The organism is Telluria beijingensis (genome assembly GCF_030770395.1).
In the GTDB taxonomy this organism is placed as follows: Bacteria; Pseudomonadota; Gammaproteobacteria; order Burkholderiales; family Burkholderiaceae_D; genus Telluria; species Telluria beijingensis.
Genome location: NZ_CP132480.1, coordinates 5825028 through 5844006, shown reverse-complemented (window position 1 = coordinate 5844006; position 18979 = coordinate 5825028). Strand labels below are relative to the sequence as shown.

Annotated in this window: 12 protein-coding genes and 1 tRNA gene; 9 read left to right on the top strand and 4 right to left on the bottom strand. The window is 70.3% G+C overall.

Translation table 11 applies throughout. The features are described from left to right. Positions 1-20: 20 nt before the first annotated feature. The 3 genes from Q9246_RS25705 to Q9246_RS25695 all read left to right on the top strand — a co-directional run bounded on the left by Q9246_RS25705 (position 21) and on the right by Q9246_RS25695 (position 1833). Positions 21-96, top strand: a tRNA-Phe gene (locus Q9246_RS25705). 215 nt (positions 97-311) lie between these two features. Then, positions 312-1277, top strand: a complete 966-nt coding sequence (gene pip, locus Q9246_RS25700; RefSeq protein ID WP_306394215.1) for a prolyl aminopeptidase — start codon at positions 312-314, stop codon at positions 1275-1277. 211 nt (positions 1278-1488) lie between these two features. Beyond that, positions 1489-1833, top strand: coding sequence for a zinc ribbon domain-containing protein YjdM (locus tag Q9246_RS25695; protein WP_306394213.1), 345 nt, complete (start codon positions 1489-1491; stop codon positions 1831-1833). A gap of 127 nt (positions 1834-1960) precedes the next feature. Here Q9246_RS25695 and Q9246_RS25690 read toward each other — a convergent pair whose 3' ends face one another. From Q9246_RS25690 to Q9246_RS25675, 4 genes are all read right to left on the bottom strand, one after another. Continuing rightward, complete coding sequence (locus tag Q9246_RS25690) at positions 1961-2386, bottom strand: RNA-guided endonuclease TnpB family protein (protein ID WP_306394212.1); 426 nt, start codon at positions 2384-2386, stop codon at positions 1961-1963. Next, a complete protein-coding gene (locus Q9246_RS25685) occupies positions 2383-2676 on the bottom strand; it encodes a transposase (protein ID WP_306394210.1) in 294 nt (97 codons plus the stop codon). The genes Q9246_RS25690 and Q9246_RS25685 overlap by 4 nt, the downstream gene beginning before the upstream one ends. Further along, on the bottom strand, positions 2601-4436 hold the full coding sequence (locus Q9246_RS25680; protein WP_306394208.1) for an AAA family ATPase: 1836 nt from the start codon (positions 4434-4436) through the stop codon (positions 2601-2603). The genes Q9246_RS25685 and Q9246_RS25680 overlap by 76 nt, the downstream gene beginning before the upstream one ends. Further along, positions 4433-5704, bottom strand: a complete 1272-nt coding sequence (locus Q9246_RS25675; protein WP_306394207.1) for an exonuclease SbcCD subunit D C-terminal domain-containing protein — start codon at positions 5702-5704, stop codon at positions 4433-4435. Before Q9246_RS25675 ends, Q9246_RS25680 begins: the two co-directional genes overlap by 4 nt. Positions 5705-6040: 336 nt before the next feature. Between Q9246_RS25675 and Q9246_RS25670 the strand changes: the two genes are divergently transcribed. The 6 genes from Q9246_RS25670 (at position 6041) to Q9246_RS25645 (ending at position 18949) form a co-directional block, all read left to right on the top strand. Further along, positions 6041-6613 carry a hypothetical protein gene (locus Q9246_RS25670; protein ID WP_306394206.1) on the top strand — a complete coding sequence of 191 codons (573 nt, stop codon included), beginning with the start codon at positions 6041-6043 and terminating at the stop codon, positions 6611-6613. Between the two features lie 79 nt (positions 6614-6692). Next, on the top strand, positions 6693-9359 hold the full coding sequence (locus tag Q9246_RS25665) for a DUF349 domain-containing protein (RefSeq protein WP_306394205.1): 2667 nt from the start codon (positions 6693-6695) through the stop codon (positions 9357-9359). Beyond that, positions 9356-9811 (top strand): molybdopterin synthase catalytic subunit MoaE, encoded by a 456-nt coding sequence (gene moaE / locus Q9246_RS25660; protein WP_306394203.1) that lies wholly within the window; start codon positions 9356-9358, stop codon positions 9809-9811. The genes Q9246_RS25665 and moaE overlap by 4 nt, the downstream gene beginning before the upstream one ends. After that, the gene (gene crcB, locus Q9246_RS25655) at positions 9799-10194 is read left to right on the top strand and encodes a fluoride efflux transporter CrcB (protein ID WP_306394202.1); all 396 of its coding nucleotides are present in this window, start codon (positions 9799-9801) and stop codon (positions 10192-10194) included. The genes moaE and crcB overlap by 13 nt, the downstream gene beginning before the upstream one ends. After that, complete coding sequence (locus Q9246_RS25650) at positions 10187-11935, top strand: tetratricopeptide repeat protein (protein ID WP_306394200.1); 1749 nt, start codon at positions 10187-10189, stop codon at positions 11933-11935. The genes crcB and Q9246_RS25650 overlap by 8 nt, the downstream gene beginning before the upstream one ends. Positions 11936-12130: 195 nt before the next feature. Continuing rightward, the gene (locus tag Q9246_RS25645; protein WP_306394198.1) at positions 12131-18949 is read left to right on the top strand and encodes an autotransporter-associated beta strand repeat-containing protein; all 6819 of its coding nucleotides are present in this window, start codon (positions 12131-12133) and stop codon (positions 18947-18949) included. Positions 18950-18979: the final 30 nt, after the last annotated feature.

Here is an 18979-nt window from a genome sequence, read left to right as displayed (position 1 = left end):
GCTATAATCGTGCCTCTCTTGGCCTGGTAGCTCAGTTGGTAGAGCAGAGGATTGAAAATCCTTGTGTCGGTGGTTCGATTCCGCCCCGGGCCACCAAGAACATACTTGACGAAACGCCGATCCATAGTAGATCGGCGTTTTGCATTGCGCGCAGCATTTTCGGGTTTCCGGTCCATGCCAGCGTCTTGTTCTTCACAGGCGGCGACAGTGGAACCCGCTACCAACATCTTCGCCGGCAACCAGGTGCAGCTGCCGATGGCGATAAAGGGTCGAGACCTACTCAAATCACGCAGGATTGAACATTCTTAAGCATGTTTCGGCCTACTGCTAACCACCCTCCGCCCGAACCGTACCGCCATGGCATGCTGCCAGTCGACGCGCTTCACTCCATTTATTGGGAGGAATCCGGCAATCCGCACGGCGCGCCGGTACTGGTGCTGCATGGCGGGCCAGGTGCCGGGAGTTCGCCCATATGGAGGCAGTTCTTTGACCCGGATCATTACCGCATCGTGCAGTTCGACCAGCGCGGCGCGGGCAAATCGACGCCGCCCGGCGAATGGCGCGCCAATACCACGCCCCTGCTGGTGGCCGATATCGAAGCGCTGCGTGCGCTGCTCGGCATCGAGCAATGGCTGGTATTTGGTGGTTCGTGGGGCGCCACCCTGGCGCTGGCCTATGGGCAGGCGCATCCGGCAAGCTGCCAGGGCTTCATCCTGCGCAGCCCGTTCCTGTGCACGCGCGAGGAGATCGCCTGGTTTTTCGAGGGAGCGCGACTGTTCCATCCCGAGCTGTATGCGGAGCTGGCTAGTCCGATCCCTGCTGAAGAGCGGGGAGATCTGCTGGGCGCCTATGCCCGCCGGCTACTGTGCGACGACGAGGCGACGTATCTCCCCGCAGCGCGGCGCTGGAGCCGTTTCGAGGTGGCGCGTGCTTCGCTGCGCGGCGCCGTAACCTCGGATTCGCCGCTTCCGGATGCGCTGGCCATCAATCTGGCGCGCCTGGAGGCCCACTATTTCCGCAACGGCGGCTTTTTTGAAGAGGGTCACTTGCTGCGGAATATGCACCGCATCGCCCACCTGCCTGCCATCGTGATCCAGGGGCGGCACGATACGCTCAGCGTGCCGCTGACGGCCTTTCGGGTGGCCGGCATGTGGCCGGGTGCTGCGCTGCGCATCGTTGAAGACGGCTGTCACACCGCCCTCGAGCCCGGGATGCAAGAGGTACTGCTGCAGGCATCCGAGCTGTTCAAGCGGAACGGACACTTCCGCGCTACCTGAGACCGCTCGCTCCGTTCGATTTTTCGTCGACGCGACTTGCCGCAATGCACTTGTGAGATTGGCTAGGCCCGTATATGATCTTTCTTTCAATCTGATAGTTCAGCCGGTAGAGCAACGAACTCTCAATCCTTGTCGATGGTGCGATGTCGCCGGGACTCCACGATTCAGAAAACGGTGCCTCCGGATGCGTTTTTGCACTCCCAGGCCAGCCATGCACACACTTCCACCCTGCCCCCAATGCCAGTCGGCCTACACCTATGAAGACGGCACCGGCCAATATGTTTGCCCGGAATGCGCCCACGAGTGGCCGGTCCAGGCCCCTGCCGCTGCCGGCGACAGCGCACGTGTCTATAAAGACGCTTCAGGCAATATCCTCCAGGATGGCGACACCGTCACCGTGATCAAGGACCTCAAGCCCAAGGGCTCGGGCGGTGTGATCAAGCAAGGCACCAAGGTCAAGAATATCCGCCTGGTCGATGCCGACCACGACATCGACTGCAAGATCGACGGCTTCGGCGCCATGAGCCTGAAGACGGAGTTTGTGCGCAAGGTGTAAGCGCAACTGCTGGCACCGTTCCTCCAAACTTACGCAAAGCTATTCATAGTTAACTTTGCTGCTGGATTCCTGCTTCGCCGGGGCCGGTTTCACCTTGCGCTTCACGCGCAAGGCCAGCGCCTTCCCCTCAGCAGGCAGTGACGGTGGAACTCACCGCCATATTTCTCAGGTTATTTGCCGCGTTCTCGTCGAGGTCTTGGAGGGTGTCAGAGTCGGGAAAGCGCCATTGGCGCAGGTGTAGGTCGAGCACATCGAGCCGATGGCCGCAGCATGAGCACGTCTTACTGCTGGGATACCAGCGATCGACCACGACGATCTGCCCACCGCGCCACGCCGCCTTGTACTCCAGCTGTCGGCGCAACTCACCGAAGCTCATGTCGGCGATCGAGCGTGCCAGACATCGGTTCCCAAGCATGCCCTTAACGTTCAGATCCTCGATCCCGATGATCTGGAATCGCCGGCTGATTGACGTGGTCAGCTTGTGCAGGCCGTCACGGCGTATGTCGGCGATCCTGCGGTCCGGCGACCCGGCATACAGGCGGGCGAGCCTCATCTTCGCCTTGGCGTAATNCCGATGATCTGGAATCGCCGGCTGATTGACGTGGTCAGCTTGTGCAGGCCGTCACGGCGTATGTCGGCGATCCTGCGGTCCGGCGACCCGGCATACAGGCGGGCGAGCCTCATCTTCGCCTTGGCGTAATTGCGGGAACCTTTTACCTTGCGCGACAGGCTGCGTGCCAGGCGCTTCACCCGCACCAGGGCCGATTTCAATGCCTTCGGTCCGACAAAGGTTTCACCGGTTGACAACGTAGCCAGTGCCGTGACACCCAGGTCGACTCCCACCGCGCCTTGGTTTTCGGCAGGCGGAAAGAATGACGCATCGGTGTCGACAACAATGCTGGCATACCAGCGGTGCCGGCCGCCGCGGCATCCAGGCGCCCGGTTTCGTTCGCAATGCCGGCCAGCGCCTCGCGCGCCGTCGCCAGCTCGCGCCAGTTGCGCTGCGCAGCCGCGAGCCGTTCGCGGCGGGTCTCCAGCCGCAGCCGTTCGGCGCCGATCGCCTCGGCGTCGAAGGCCTCGAGCGCCGCCATCGCCGCGCGCCGCTGCGCCTCGAGCGCTTCAAACCGTTCGATGGCCTGGGCCAGCGCGGCGGCGGCCTGGGCATCGCGTCCGGCCGCCTGGTCGGCCGCGGTGCGGGTCGACTCCAGCGCAGCGCTGCCCGCGGCGAAGGCGTCCTGCGCCTGCCCGGCCTGGCGCAGCAGCCGTTCCCACTGCGGCCAGCCGGTGGCCACGGCGTCGTGCCGCGCCTGGTTTGCCAGCCAGGTAACGGCCGCGTCGCGCAGGGCGCGGGCGCGGGCCAGTTCGTCGAGCTTGGCCTGGTGCAGGGCGCGCGTCTCGCGCGCCTGCTGGCGCGCCGCGTCGAGGGCGGAGCGGGCCTGGGCATGGCCGGGGGCCAGGGTGTCGAGCGCCGCATCGAGCGCCTTGGCCTGGTCCAGCTGCGGAGCGGCGCTGCGCAAGCCTTCCTCGGCGGCGTCGAGGCGGGCGATGGCGGCGTCCACGTCGGCGCTGCTGGCGCGGCCGGCTTCCAGCGCCGCCGCCAGCGCGGCCTCGAACCCGGCGACCGAGGAATGGGCCTGCCGTCGTTCGGCTTCCAGTCGCTGCACGTCGAGCGCCAGCGGGCGCGCCGGCTGCACCGCTTCCAGCGTGGCCAGGCGCTGGCGGCGTTCGCCGGCCTCGAGGCGCTGCGCATTGGCCGTCGCCAGCGCGGCTTCGGCCTCGGTTTCGGCGCGCTGGAGCTTGTCCTGTTCCTGGTGCCAGCGCAGCTGCGCCTCGAACAGGGCGTGGCGCTGGTCCAGCGCGGTGCGCGCGGTGTCGGCGGCGGCGCGTTCGAGGTCGAGCGCGGCGCGTTCGTCCGGGGCCAGCGGCGCCGCGTCGGCCAGCTTCGCCTTCAGCAGCTCGGTGCGCTGCTGTTCGAGCTTGTAGCGCTCGAAGGCGCGGCGCGACAGCTCGCTGTAGATGGTGGAGCCGGTCAGCGTTTCCAGCAGCTCGCCGCGCTCGTTCTCGTCGGACTTGAGGAAAGCCGAGAACTCGTTCTGCGCCAGCAGCACGGCGCGCGTAAACTGGTCGAACGACAGGCCGATGCGCTGGACGATCTCGGCGCCGGCCTCGGTATTGGTGCCGCCCAGCGGGGCCATTTCGGGCAGGCGGTGCAGCGTGATCTTCACCGGCTGCAGCGCGCCGCCGGGCTTGTTGCGCGAACGGCGCACGGCCCAGCGCGCGCGGTAGCGGCCATCGTCGCTGCCGACGAAGTCGACTTCGGCCCAGCCCTCGGCGGCGCCGCGGCGCAGCAGGGTGCGCGGGTCCTGCGCCGTCACCGTCTCGTCGCCGACGTCCGGCAGCCGGGTGCCGGAGCGCTTCAACAGGCGCGGCGTATCGCCGTACAGCGCCAGGCACAGGGCGTCGAGCAGGGTGCTCTTGCCCGCGCCGGTCGGGCCGCTGATGGCGAACAGGCCGCTCGACGCCAGCGGGCCGGATTCGAAATCGACCGCGAATTCGCCCGCCAGCGAGGCCAGGTTCTTGCCCCTGATGCTCAGGATCTTCATCGCGTCTCTCCTTCCACGGCGTGGAACAGTTCGGCGAAGGCGTCGAGCTGCTCGGGCGGGGCCTCGTCGCCATACTTCTGGCGCCACAGTCGGCGGAAGATGTCGTCCGGTTGCAGCTGGGCCAACTGGTCCAGGCTCAGGGCTTCCGGTTCGTCAGCCGCAGCCACCAGCCTGCGGGTCGGCTCGATCTTGGCCAGGCGCACCGGCTTGCCGGCAAGCGCCTCTTCGACCCGGCTGCGCAGGCCCGGCTCGGGGCCGTCCAGCAGCACCCGCACCTCGAGATAGGGCCAGGCCTGCGGCGGCAGGTCGGGGTCGAGCTCCAGCGCTGCCAGCGCCGCCAGCGCGTCTTCGAGCGGCGCGGGCGCGGCCGGCACCCGCAGCAATTGGACCGGGCGCGGGATGAAGAGCGGTGTGATGGCGTCCACCTTGCCGTCCGCGAGATCGATGCGCAGCACCTGGTGCCGGTAGCCGACTTCGGAGAACGACAGCGGCAGCGGGCTGCCGCAATAGCGCACGTGTTCCAGGCCGCCGATGCGCTGGGCCAGGTGCAGGTGGCCCAGGGCGGCGTAGGCGATGCTCGGGTCGAACAGGCTGACCGGCAGCGCCTCGCTGCCGCCGATCACGATGCGGCGCTCGGAGTCGTCGGATGGCTGGCTGTGCGCCATATGGCAGTGGCCCATGGCGACGATGGGCTGGCGGGCGCCGGCGCGCTCGCGCGCCAGCGCATGCGCCTGGCGGTAGAGCAGGGCGGTGCCGTGCAGGTAGGGATCCCGCGGCGCCGCTTCGGCCGCTTCGTCGCCCTCAAGGGTGGCCAGGCGCGGCAGGTCGCCCGGACGCAGGAAGGGCACGGCCAGGCACCAGGCCGCGATCTCGCCGTCGCGGTCGCGCAGCGGCACCAGCAGGCGCTCGAGGTCGATCTCGCCGTCGCCGCGGCGCAGCACATTGCCGACCACGATTGTCCCATGGGCTTCCAGCAGCGGCGTCGGCGCTTCCAGCCGGCCCGGCGAATCGTGGTTGCCGGCGATGACTACTACCTGCAGGTGCGGCACGCGGGTGCGCGCCTGCTGCAGGAAGCGGTAGAACTGGCGCTGGGCGCTGGACGACGGATTGGCGGTATCGAAGATGTCGCCCGCGACCAGGAGCACGTCGATGCGCTCTTCGTCCAGCGTGTCGGCCAGCCAGTCGAGGAAGCACTGGTGTTCGTAGGTCCGGTCGTGATTGTGCAGGGTCTGGCCCAGGTGCCAGTCGGAAGTGTGCAGCAGCCGCATGGAGAAATGACGAGTGAAATGAGCAGGTTCGAAGGTAAAGCCGGCGCCTACTATAACGCAGCCGGGCGCCGGCCCGCCAGCGAACGGCTGGGCGAGGGCGCTAGCATGTCCCAAGTACATTTGGTATGGGAAATTCAACCGGCCTGACCTCGCTCGCATCGTGAAATCGGGTTTGACCAAGGTCAAACCCGCCGACCTCCTTCTCTCTAAACTACGAGATTCCCGTTGGCCGGCGTCATAACAAACCAATAGCCGGCTACCCCTTATAAAGCATCCCCGACCGCCCCAGGCGTGGCTCGTCCACGCGCGCCGGAGGAGCAACCTAGAGGAGACAGCATGCTGACATCCACCTATACGCTGGTCGCCTTGTCCGTCGAGCAGGCGCGCGCGCGGATCGAGGTGCAGGCCCTGCTCGAACGCTGGCGGCCCGGGGCCTGGTGGGGCGAGCCGCCCTCCCTGCGCCAGTACGAACAGGCGTGCGAGGCGCTGCGCCAGGCCAGCGAATCCTGCCACTGGCGCAAGCTCGACAAGTTCGTGCTGCCGGCGCTGCGCCGGCGCGGCGAGGATGCCGCCCGGCTGGTGGCCGAGCTCGACGCCCTGAGCCGGCAGGCGCTCGAGGCGCGCCAGGCGGCCCAGGCGGCGGCGCTGGACGGCGATCCCGGCTGCCTGGCGGCGCTCGAGCGCTGCTGCGAGCTGCTGCTCGACCGCCTCGACCGCGAAGAGCGCGAGCTGCTGCCGCTGGCCCGCGCCATGATCCCGGGCGAGACCTGGTTCGCGATCGCCAACCAGATGCTGGCGCACGATGCGCACCAGAACGAGAACCGGAGCGTCGGCGTGGGCACACCGGGCGGCATGCCGTCTCCTGAACTTTCGTCAAGGCAAAATCTCGCCTTGCCAGCCGTAAACTAAACAGGGGCGGATGGGACAGGCATGCCGATCGGTGCCGAGGATTTTGCTATGATGGGAGTTTTGGAAGTGCGATTTCATCATGTTCGAATTCCTATTCAAGCGGCAGGGCACGAAAGCGGCCGCGTCCGGCGACAAGCCAGCGGCGAAGTCCCCCGCGGCGGCCGACGGCAGCGCCAGGCCAGGCGCAGGCAAGTCGGGCAAGACGACGTCCACTCCAGCGCCGGCGCCGGCGCTCGAGGCCCGCGCGGCGCTGGCCCAGGCCCGCGAGCGCCAGGCCGCGCAGCTGGCGCAACTGTGCGCCGACCAGGCGGCCGCCGTCGACTTCATCCTTAAATCGGAATTTTCCGAACTGCGTCTTGCCGCAGCCGAACTGGTCCATGAGCGCGCGCACCTCGAACGCGTGCATGCGGCGATGCGCAACGTCGACCGCCGCGTCGCCAAGCTGGCCCAGGGCCGGCTGGATGCGATCCGCCACCACGAATCCGAACTGCGCCGCGGCCAGGACGCGCTGGCCCAGGCCAGGGCGCTGCTGGGCGACGCCCTGCTGACCCCGAACCACGTCGCCGAACTGGACCGCAAATGGTCGGTGATCCGCGCGCCCGAACTGGCGGCCGAATTCGACGCCGTCCGCGCCGAGCTCGGCAATCGCCTGGCTTCGCAGGTGGCGCTGCAGCGCGCCATGATCGACCGCCTGGCCGCCTTGCGCCAGCTCGAGACGGCCGGGCTCGACGCGGCCGCGCTGGCCGCGCTCCAGCAAGAGCAAGAGACGGCCCTGGTCGATCCGGGCCATGCCTCGCTGCCGCGCGCGCTGGTGGCCGAATTCGCGACCGAACACGCGCGCCTGACCGCCAGCCTGGCGACGCTCGAGCACGACCAGGCGGCGCTCGCCGCCCGTGAAGCGGCCCTGGGCGCATGGGAAGCCCAGGCCCCGGCCGAACTCGCGCACGACACGCTGCGCAGGGAATGGGCGCGCCTGCCGGCCCTGCCGGCGAATGCCGCCGGCGCCGCCCTGCAGGCGCGCTTCGATGCGCTGCGCGCGGCACTGCCGCAGGAGGCCCGGCAAGAAGCGAAGCCGAAGGCTGCGCCGGCCGCCGCGAAGGAGGGCAGCAAGGACGGCGCCAAGGACGGCGCCAGGGACGGCGCCCGTCGATCCACCCACGGCGCCGACCAGGCCTTCCTCGACAACCTGGACGCCCTCGAAGCCGCCCTGCAACAGGGTTCGCTCGGCACCGCGGCCGAACTCGACAAGGCGCTGAAGGAAGCCAAGGACAAGGGCATGCGCCTGAACGCGCAGCAGGCCGACCACCTGGCCCACCTGCGCGCCGAGCTCAAGCGGCTGTCGGACTGGGCGCGCTGGGGCGGCAATGTCTCGCGCGAAGAACTCATCAAGACCGTCGAGGCGCTGCCGGCCCAGGGCCTGGCGATGGCCGAACTGGCCAAGAAGGTGGGCAGCATGCGCGAGCGCTGGAAGGCGCTGGACAGCCTGTCCGGCCCGGCCCCGCGCAGCCTGTGGGAACGCTTCGACGCCGCCTGCAGCGCCGCCTATGCGCCGGCCGCCGCCCACTTCCGACATTTGGCCGACGAACGCCACGCGAACGCCGCGCGCGGCCAGGCCCTGGTCGAGGAAGCCCGGGCCGAGGTCGAGCGCGTGCAGGCCGACGCGGCCGACTGGAAGCACGTGTCCGCCACCGTGCAGCGCCTGCGCACCGCGTGGAGCCACCTGGGCGCGGTCGACCGCAAGGAGAAAAAGCGCCTGGATACCGAATTTGCCGAGGCGCTGACCACCTTGCAGCGGCCGCTCGAAAACCAGCGCAAGGTCGAGATCGCGGTGCGCGAGCAGCTGATCGAAGAAGTGGGCAAGCTCGATCCGCACGAGCGCCATGCGGTCGACCTGCTGCGCGAGTTGCAGGCGCGCTGGCAGGAACATGCGCGCGCGCTGCCGCTCGAGCGCAAGGCCGAGCAGGCGCTGTGGCAGCGCTTCCGCGGCGCCTGCGACGCGCTGTTCGCGGCGCGCAAGGAACACGCGCACGCGGCCGACAGCGAGCGCCGCGCCCACGAGACGGCCAAGGAAGCCCTGTGCGCGCGGCTCGAGGCGGCCGCGCCGGACGCCACGCCGGCCAATGTCGGCAAGCTGCTGCGCGAGGCGGCCGCCGAATGGCAGGCGATCGGCCCGGTGCCGCGCGCCCACGAGGCGCGCATCGACAAGCGCTACCAGGCGGCGATCGCACAGATCCAGCAGCATGCCGACGCCGCGCGCCGCGCCCAGGACACGGCGCTGGCCGGCGCCGTGCGCGACAAGCTGCGCCTGGTGCAAGGGCTCGAGACGGCGCTGGCCAATCCCGACGCCCACACCCAGGCCGCCGACTGGCGCGCGCGCTGGGACGCGCTGCTGCCGCTGGACGGCGGCTACGAGCCGGTCCTGCAAGCACGCTTCGACGCCGCCCTGGCGGCGCTCGAGGGCGAACGCGCCGCCTACCTGCGCCAGCTGGAAGACAACCGCGAACGCCTGCTGAGCGACTTGCTGCGGCTCGAAATCGCGGCCGGCATCGACAGCGGCGCCGAATTCGCGCGCGAGCGCCTGCGCCTGCAGGTCGAGGTGCTGCAAAGCTCCCTCAAGTCGGGCCGCAAGCCGGGGGCGCAGACGGCCGAACTGCGCTCGCTGCTGGCGCTGCCGGCCCTGCTCGATGTGCGCACCGAGACGCGCATCGAGCACCTGCTGCTGCGCCAGCCGAAGGACCACCCATGAACGAGGTGCGGGTACAAACCGGGGACTTCGACCTCGGCGCCGAAGTGGCGCGCCTGCGCGCCGGCGATGCGCGCATCGGCGCCGTGGTGTCGTTCGTCGGTACCGTGCGCGACCTGAACGACGGCGCCCGGGTGTCGGCGATGGAGCTGGAACACTATCCGGGCATGACCGAGAGCGCGCTCGCGGACATCGCGGAGCGCGCCCGCGCCCGCTGGCCCCTGTACGGCACCCTGGTCGTGCACCGCGTCGGCCCGCTGGCGCCGCTGGACCAGATCGTGCTGGTGGCCTGCAGCGCTGCGCACCGGGGCGACGCGTTCGCGGCCTGCGAGTTCATCATGGACTACCTCAAGACCGAGGCGCCGTTCTGGAAGAAAGAACAGACGCCGGACGGCGCGCGCTGGGTCGACGCCCGCACCAGCGACGACGAGGCCAGGGCAAAGTGGGCGCGCTAGCGACGCCGCTGGGCTTCGCGGCGGTCGGCCTGGGCGCGGCGCTCGGGGCCTGGCTGCGCTGGGGCTTCGGCCTGTGGCTGGGCGGGCTGCACGGCTTCGTGCAGGTCGGGACGCTGGCCGCCAACCTGCTGGGCGGCTACCTGGTCGGCCTGGCGCTCGGCTGCTTCGCCGCCCAGCCGCACCTTGCGCCCGAGTGGCGCCTGTTCATCGTCACCGGCTTCCTGGGCGGCCTGACCACCTTTTCCAGCTTCTCGGGCGAGTCGCTGACCCTGCTCCAGCGCGGCGAAATCGGCTGGGCATTGGCGCACACGGCGCTGCACCTGTTCGGCGCGCTGCTGCTGTGCGCGGCCGGCTTCGCCACCTGGCGCCTGCTGCGTGGCTGATCCTGACTTGCCGTCGACCGGCCACCGCATCGATGCCGCCATCGCCCGGTACCGGCATGGCGAATACGGGCCGGCGCTGGCCGCGGTCGATGGCCTGCTGGACGGCCCGGCGGCCAATGTCGACGCCCTGAACCTGGCCGCCGCCTGCGCACTGGCGCTGGGCCAGCCGGTCGAGGCCGAGCGCCGCTGGCGCCTGGCCCTGGCGCTGGAGCCCGGCCATGCGGCCTGCCGCGACAACCTGCGCATCCTGCTGCAAGAGCAGGCCGATGCGCTGCAGCGGCAGGGCCGGCGCGCCGAGGCCGAGCCGCGCTACCTGGGGGCGCTGGCGCTGCAGCCGGACAATCCCGAACTGCACAACAACCTGGCGGCGCTGTACGCGGGCGCCGGGCATGCCGGCCCGGCCGAAGGACACTACCGGCGCGCGCTGCAACTGCGCCCGGCCTATGCCGAGGCCTGGCACAACCTGGGCCTGCTGTATACGGCGCAGCGGCGCCTGCCGGAGGCCGAAGCCGCGCTGCGCGAGTACGTGGCGCTGCGCCCGCAGGATCCGGAAGGGCTCAACTCGCTGGGCAATGCCTGCCAGTACCAGCACCGTGCACCCGACGCCGAGGCGATCTACCGCGCCGCGCTGGCACTGGCCCCCCATAACGCGCGCACCCTGAACAATCTCGGCGCGCTGCTGCAGCGCGAAGGGCGGCCGCAGGAGGCCGAGGAATCGTACCGGCGCGCCATCGGCGCCGATCCCGATTACCCGGAAGCGCGCTGGAACCTTGGCTTCCTGTTGCTCGCGCGCGGCCGCCTGGACGAGGGCTGGCCGTGGATGGAGGCGCGCCACGACCCTGCGCTGGCGCGTCCGATCGCACGGCGGCCACGGCTCGCCTGCCCGCAATGGCAGGGCGAGCCGCTGGACGGCCGCAGCATCGTGGTGTGGCCCGAGCAGGGCTTCGGCGACACGGTGCAGTTCGTGCGCTACCTGCCGCTGCTGAAGAAGGCCGGCGCGGGCCGGGTCACGCTGGTGTGCCAGGACGCCTTGCTGCCGCTGCTGGCGGCGGTGGAGGGCGCCGACGCCGTCGTGGGCCTCGGCCAGGCCGGCGCGCTGCCGCCCCACGATGCCTGGGTCTTGTTGCTGAGCCTTCCCATGCATGCGCGCACCTCGCTGGCCACGATACCGGCCGTGCTGCCCTACCTGGCGCCCGATCCGGCCCGCGTCGCGCACTGGCGGGTTCGGTTGGAGCAGCGGTTGGAGGAAGGTGGGAATGCGGCCGGCGCGCTGCGGGTCGGCCTCGTCTGGCGCGGCTTCGGCGGCCACGTCAACGACGCCAACCGCTCGCTGCCCGGCCTGGACTGTCTTGCGCCGTTGTGGCGGGTGCCGGGAGTGGGCTTCGCCAGCCTGCAGCGCGGCATGGGGGCCGATACGGGAACTGGAGAAGCGCTGCCGGCCCACCTGGCCGACCTGGGCCCCGACATCGCGGACTTCGGCGATACCGCCGCCATCGTCGCCGCGCTCGACCTGGTGATCTGCGTCGACACCGCCGTGGCTCACGTGGCCGGGGCGCTGGGCAAGCCATGCTGGGTGCTGCTGCCGGCCGTGCATCCGGACTGGCGCTGGATGGAAGAGCGCCGCGATTCGCCCTGGTATCCAGGCGTGCTGCGGCTATACCGCCAGGCCCGGCCCGGCGACTGGGAAGCGGTCGTCAGCGAGGTCGCCGCCGACCTGGCAGCGTGGGCCGGCGCGCGCTGATCGCCTGACATATTGGTATGAATGTGTAATTTCTGACGTCTGGTGCAAGGATCTGCGCCACACACTGTGGCGAAATGCACACGGCATGTCGAGAATGCGCTGTTGCGGCAAGTTATATTGTCTTTGGGCATTGTTTCCACTCGATAATATCGGTTTTACGGCCTTCGCCGTTTTCGCCACCGACCGATACCGCCCATGAACCATATCTACCGCCTCGTCTGGAACAAGAAACGCCGCATGCTGATGGCTGTCGCCGAAGTCGGCAGCACCAACGGGAAGGAAACGGGAACCGATGCCGGCGCCCGCGCCACCCGCCTCGATGCCGGCAGTGCCTTCCCCTGCGCGCTGACCGTGCTGGCGGCCGCCGCGCTGTCGCTGTCCTCGATGGCGGCACTGGCGCAGCCCATGGTCACCGAGATCCAGCCCTGGGAGAACCGCAATCTGAGCGACAGCGACGGCAGCAATGCCGCAGCCGCCGGCTGGCGCCTGCGCAACGACGGCTGGCTGAATATCAGCGCGACCGATGACGGCACCAGCCTGGAAAGCCTGTCGGGTTCGGGCGGCGTGTATCTGGGCGAGCGTACCGTGACACTGACCGATGCCAACGACCTGTTCGCGGGCAGCATCCATGGCAGCGGCGGCCTGGTGCTGGCCGGCGGCAGCGAGATCCTGGGCGGCGTCAACAACTACTTCGGCGTTACCGAGATCCGCCTGGACAGCAAGCTGTCGCTGTCCGGCTCGGGCAGCATCGCCCTGTCGAGCGGTGTGCTCAATAACGGCCAGTTCGATATCTCGGCCACCAACGCCGGCGCATCGATCCGCTCGCTGGCCGGCGACGGCTCGGGCAGCGTGCTGCTGGGCGGCCGCACCCTGGTGCTGAGCGCCGCCCAGGGCGAATACGCCGGATCGATCGACGGCGCGGGCGGCCTGAGCGTCACCGGCGGCCGCGAAGTGCTGAGCGGCGCCAACGGGTACACCGGCGCCACCACGGTCGGGCGCGGCGCGACCCTGGCCTTGTCCGGCCTGGGCAGCATCGCCGAATCCAGCGTCGTGAACGCCAACGGCAACCTCGACCTGCATGCGCAGGCCGGCGCGACGGAGCTGCGCGCGCTGTCCGGTTCCGGCGCCGTGATGCTGGGCGAAGGCCCGCTCGCGCTGACCGGCCATGGCAGCGACTTCCAGGGCACGATCTTCGGCCAGGGCGGACTGACGGTCGACCACGGCACCCATGTGCTGGGCGGCGCCACCTATTACACCGGCGCCACCAGCATTGGCGCGGACGGCACGCTGGCCCTGAGCGGCAGCGGCAGCATCGCCCTGTCGAGCGGCGTGGAAAACCACGGCGTGTTCGACATCGCGGCCACCAATCACGGCGCCGCGGTGCGCAACATCAGCGGCGCCGGCACGGTGCAACTGGGCGGCAAGACCTTGACGCTGACCGATGCCCAGGGCGCCTTCGACGGCAGCATCCACGGTTCGGGCGGGCTGGCGATCGACGGCGGCTACGCGACCCTGACCGCGCAGCAGCACTACACCGGCAAGACCGACGTGGCCCAGTGGGCCGGCCTGACCCTCACCGGCCAGGCCAGCATCGCGGCCTCGAGCGAGGTCGCGGTAGGCGGGACGCTCGACCTGGCCGGGCTCGACGCGGACGCGACGCTGCAATCGCTGTCCGGTTCCGGGGCCGTACTGCTGGGCGACAAGGCGCTGACCCTGACCGATGGCAAGAGCCGCTTCGACGGCACGCTGTGGAGCTCGTCCGGCCTGACGGCCGCCGGCGGCACGCAAACCCTGGGCGGCGTCAACCAGTACACCGGCGCGACCCTGATCGAGGAAGGCGCCGGCCTGGCACTGGCCGGTTCGGGCAGCATCGCGCTCTCGAGCGGCGTGGTGGCCGATGGCCGCTTCGATATCGCGCGCGCGACGAATGGCGCGGAAATTTCGACCCTGTCCGGCTCGGGCGCCGTGCTACTGGGCGGCAAGACACTGACCCTAACCAATGCCAGCGGCAATTTCGCGGGCAGTATCCAGGGTTCGGGCGGCCTGGTCATCGCCGGCGGCCATGAAGTGCTCAGCGGGGCCAATACCCATAGCGGGGATACCGTGGTGGCGCAGGGCGCGCGCCTGACGCTCGAGGGCGAAGGCAGCCTTGCCAACAGCACGCTCGTATTCTCCAATGGCAGCCGGCTCGACATGTCGGCCACCGACGGCGGCGCCGCCGCCAAGGGCCTGTCCGGCTCCGGCTGGATCACGCTCGGCGAACAGACCCTGACCTTGACCGGCGCCGACGACACCTTCACGGGCCGGATCGCCGGCTCGGGCGGCTTGATCATTGCCGGCGGCACCCAGGTGCTCAATTCCCACACGATCCGCTTCCTGGGCGCGACCGAGATCGCCCAAGGAGCCACGCTGGGCCTGGCGGGCGCCGGCAGCGGCGGCCTGGCGGTCTCCAGCGGCGTGCTGGTCAACGGCACGCTCGACATCGCCGCCATGGACAAGGGCGCGCAGATCAAGACGCTGTCCGGCGCCGGCGCCGTCAACCTGGGCGGCAAGTCCCTGACCCTGACCAATGCCAGCGGCAATTTTGCGGGCAGCATCCGCGGCACGGGCGACCTCGAACTGGACGCCGGCCGTCAGGTGCTGAGCGGCCGCAATACCTATAGCGGCGACACCCGCGTCGCCAGCGGCGCGACCCTGGTGCTGGCGGGCCAGGGCAGCATCGCCAACAGCCGCGTGACCGGCAACGGCACGCTCGACATCTCGGCCAGCAACGCCGCCGCCACCATCAAGAGCCTGGCTGGCGCCGGCTCTGTCGTGCTGGGCGCGAAAACCCTGATCCTGTCCAATGCCGGCGACACCTTCGGCGGCAGCATCGACGGTGCGGGCGGCCTCACGGTCGCCGGCGGCAAGGCGGTGCTGGCGGGCGACATCCGCTACACCGGGCGCACCAGCATCGGCGCCGGCGCCACCCTGGCCCTGCTCGATACCGCCAGCCTGGCGCGCTCGAGCGGGGTGGTCGCCGACGGCACCTTCGACGTCAGCGCCGCCGACAGCGCCCGCATCAAGACGCTGTCCGGCAATGGCGCCGTGAAGCTTGGCAGCAATACCCTGGTCCTGACCCAGGCGACCGGCGATTTCGCGGGCGTCATCAGCGGCGTCGGCGGCTTGAGCGTGATGGCTGGCAAGGAGACGCTGAGCGGCGTCAACACCTATCGCGGCCGCACCACGGTCGCCGAGGGCGCCACGCTGGCGCTGGCGGGCAAGGGCAGCATCGCCGACAGCCGGGTCGAAGTCGACGGCGTGCTCGACATCGCGGCCAGCAGCGGCAAGGCCGCGATCAAGAGCCTGCTCGGTGACGGCGNCACCTATCGCGGCCGCACCACGGTCGCCGAGGGCGCCACGCTGGCGCTGGCGGGCAAGGGCAGCATCGCCGACAGCCGGGTCGAAGTCGACGGCGTGCTCGACATCGCGGCCAGCAGCGGCAAGGCCGCGATCAAGAGCCTGCTCGGTGACGGCGCGGTGCGCCTCGGCAGCCAGACCCTGAGCCTGACCGAGGCCGCCGACACCTTCGGCGGCACCATCGGCGGCGCCGGCGGTCTCGACATCGCCGGCGGCAAGCTGACCCTGAGCGCGGCCCAGGAGTATACGGGCGCCACCACGATCGCCGATGGCGCCAGCCTGGTCCTGGCCGGCAAGGGCGCTATCGCCGCCAGCGCGCTGGACGTGGACGGCGTGTTCGACGCCAGCGGCGCCGACAGCGCGCGCATCAAGTCGCTGTCCGGCAACGGCGACGTGCAGCTTGGCAGCAATAGCCTGGTCCTGACTCAGGCGGCCGGCAATTTCGCGGGCGTCATCGGCGGCGCCGGCGGCTTGAGCGTGGAGGCCGGCAGCGAAACGCTGAGCGGCGTCAACACCTACAGTGGCGGCACCACCATCGCCGACGGCGCTACGCTGATCCTGACGGGCAAGGGCAGCATCGCCAACAGCCGGCTCGAGGTCGACGGCAGCTTCGACATCGCCGCCAGCAGCGGCAAGGTCGCGCTCAAGGGCCTGAAGGGCGCCGGCACGGTGCGCCTCGGCAGCCAGACCCTGAGCCTGACCGAGGCCGACGACACCTTCGGCGGCACCATCGGCGGCGCCGGCGGCCTCGAGCTTGCCGGCGGCAAGCTGACCCTGAGCGCGGCCCAGGAGTATACGGGCGCCACCGACATTGCCAAGGGCGCCAGCCTGGTCCTGGCAGGCAAGGGCGGCGTCGCCAACAGCGCGCTGGGCGTGTACGGCGTGTTCGACATCGCCGGCGCGGCCGGCGCGGTGAGGGTGGCGGAGTTGCACGGCGCCGGCACTGTCCTGCTGGGCGCGAACACGCTGGACCTGGCCCACGGCAGCGGCGCTTTCGACGGCACCTTCGCGGGCAGCGGCGGCCTGAACCTGAACGGCGGCACGCTGGCGCTGAATGGCGACAATACCTATACCGGCAAGACCGTGGTGTCGAACGCCACCCTGCGCACGGATGCCGCCGCCAACCTGGGCCGCGGACGCAGCGCGCTGGAACTGCGCGACGCCACCTGGCAGACCGGCGCCAGCCTGGACCACGACCGTGGCCTGCTGCTGGCCGGCGTCGGCACGCTCGACGTGGCTGCCGCAACCACCCTGCACGAGACGGGCACGGTGGCCGGCAGCGGCACGCTGGTCAAGCAGGGAGCGGGCACCGCGATCCTGGACGGCGTGCTGGCCAACGGTAGCGGCCTGCAGGTGAAAGGCGGCACCCTGGCGCTCGGCGCCGACAATACCTATACCGGCGACACCACGATCGGCTCCGGCGCCACCCTGCGCATCGAGCGTGACACCAACCTGGGTGCGGCCGGCAACGGCCTGGTGCTCGACGGCGGCCGCCTGCACACCACCGGCACGCTCGACTCGGCGCGCGCGATCGAGGTCACGGCGAACAATGGCCAGATCAGCACCGACGGCGCCGACAGCGTCGTCACCCTGGACGGCAATATCAGCGGCGCCGGCCGCATCGTCAAGGACGGCGCGGGCACGCTGGTGCTGGCCGGCGACAATGCCGGCGGCCGGCTCGGCGCCAACCGGCCGGGCGACGGCTGGACCGGCGGCCTGACCATCAACTCGGGCCTGGTCAAGGTGACCAATTCCTGGGGCCTGGGCTGGGGCAGCGTGATGACCTTCAATTCGGGCACCATCCACGCCACGGTCGACATCCTGACCGGCCAGGACATCAATATGGGCCGCCAGACCGACATCAACGTCGATGCCGGCACCACCACCTCGCTGACGGGCGGCCTGATCTCGACCGGCAGCGGCGACGGCTGCTTCAACAAGACCGGCCTCGGCACCCTGAACGTGCTCGGCGCGGCGCGCATCGACGCCACCTGTGTCCTGGAAGGCAAGCTGCTGGCCAACGGCGTGTTCGCCAGCAAGGTCACGGTGGCCAAGGGCGCGACCCTGGGCGGCGCCGGCACCGTGCAGGGCGACGTGGTGGTCCACGGCACCCTGTCGCCGGGTAATTCGCCGGGCATGCTGAGCGCCGACGCGAACATCACGATGGCCGCCGGCAGTACCTACAAGCAGGACATCGGCGGCGCGGTGCAGGCCAGCGCGAACACGCCGGTCGGCGCGGTCGGCCACTACTCCTTCCTGCACGTGGTCAACGGCAAGCGCTTCACGATCGAGGCCGGCGCCACCCTGGCGCCGGCGCTGGCGAACCTGTACACGCCTGGCCAGGCTGGCTACGGTTCGGCGGCGTACGTGCCGGAGCTGGGTCAGAACTTCCGCATCCTGACGGCGCAAGGCGGCATCGACGGCCGCTTCGACACCCTGGCGCAGCCGCAGGGACTGGCCCCGAACACCCGCCTGGCGGCCTTCTACGACTACGGCGGCAACGACAGCATCGAGCTGAAGGTGCTGCCGGCCTCCTACGCCACCTGGGCGCAAGAGGAGGGCGCCAACGCGCAGGCCGTGGGCGGCGCGCTCGACCGCATCGTCGACCTCGACCAGGCCGGCAAGGGCAGCGCGACCCAGACCACGCTGAGCTACGAGACCGGTTCGCGCAATGCGCAGCAACTGGGCGGCGTGCTGCAGGGCCTGTCGGGCGAGGTGCACGGCGCGCTGGCGGCGGCCCTGCCGCAGGCCGGCTGGGAATTGCAGCGCACGCTGCTGCAGCGCGCGGATAGCCAGGACGGGCGCGCGCTGTGGATCGACCTCGGCGCCGGCCGCGCCAAGTGGAAGGACGGCGATGTCGCATCGGGCTTTGACGCCGACCGCGTGCAGGTGACGGTGGGCTTCGACCTGCTGCAGGGACCTGGCATGCGCCTGGGCTTCGGCGCCAGCCACGCCAGCACCGACCTCGACGCGCAGGCCGGCAGCGGCAAGCTGCGCCAGAACAAGGTGTTCGCCTATGGCGAGGCGGCCGCGGGCAGCGTGGTGTTCGACCTGCAGGGCGCCTATGGCCGCGACAAGACCGAAAGCCGGCGCGCCGATCCGCTGGGCGGGTCCGCCGGCCTGGCCACGCGCGGCGCCGGCAATAGCGCGCTGCTGGGCTTCGGCGCGAGCCTGCCGAAGCCGATGGGCGACGCCACCCTGGCGCCGTTCGCCCGGGTGACGCTGCAGCGCGTCGAGCGCGACGCACTGCTGGAAGCCTCGACCTCGGCGGCGGCGCTGGCGCTGGACGACTGGTCGGCCACCGGCACCCGCGTGGTGGCGGGCCTGGCCGGCGCTTCGCGCAACGTCGATCCGCTGCAGGCCTCGACCTGGCGCTTCAAGGTCGGCGCCGGCGTCGACGGCGGCGAGCTGCTGCGTCCCGAAGTGACGGCCACCCTGGCCGGCGCCCGCTTCGGCATCGGCGCGCCGGATGTGGGCCGCGGCTTCGTCGAGGGTAGCGTCACCGGCACCGTGCAGCTGAAGAAGGGGGCCTACCTCTACTTCGGCGTGAACGGCGAAGCGCGCAGCGACTACCGCACGGTGGGCGGCAACGCCGGCCTGCGCGGGGTGTTCTGATCCGGTCGCCGTAGGCTGCAATCCCTGCAT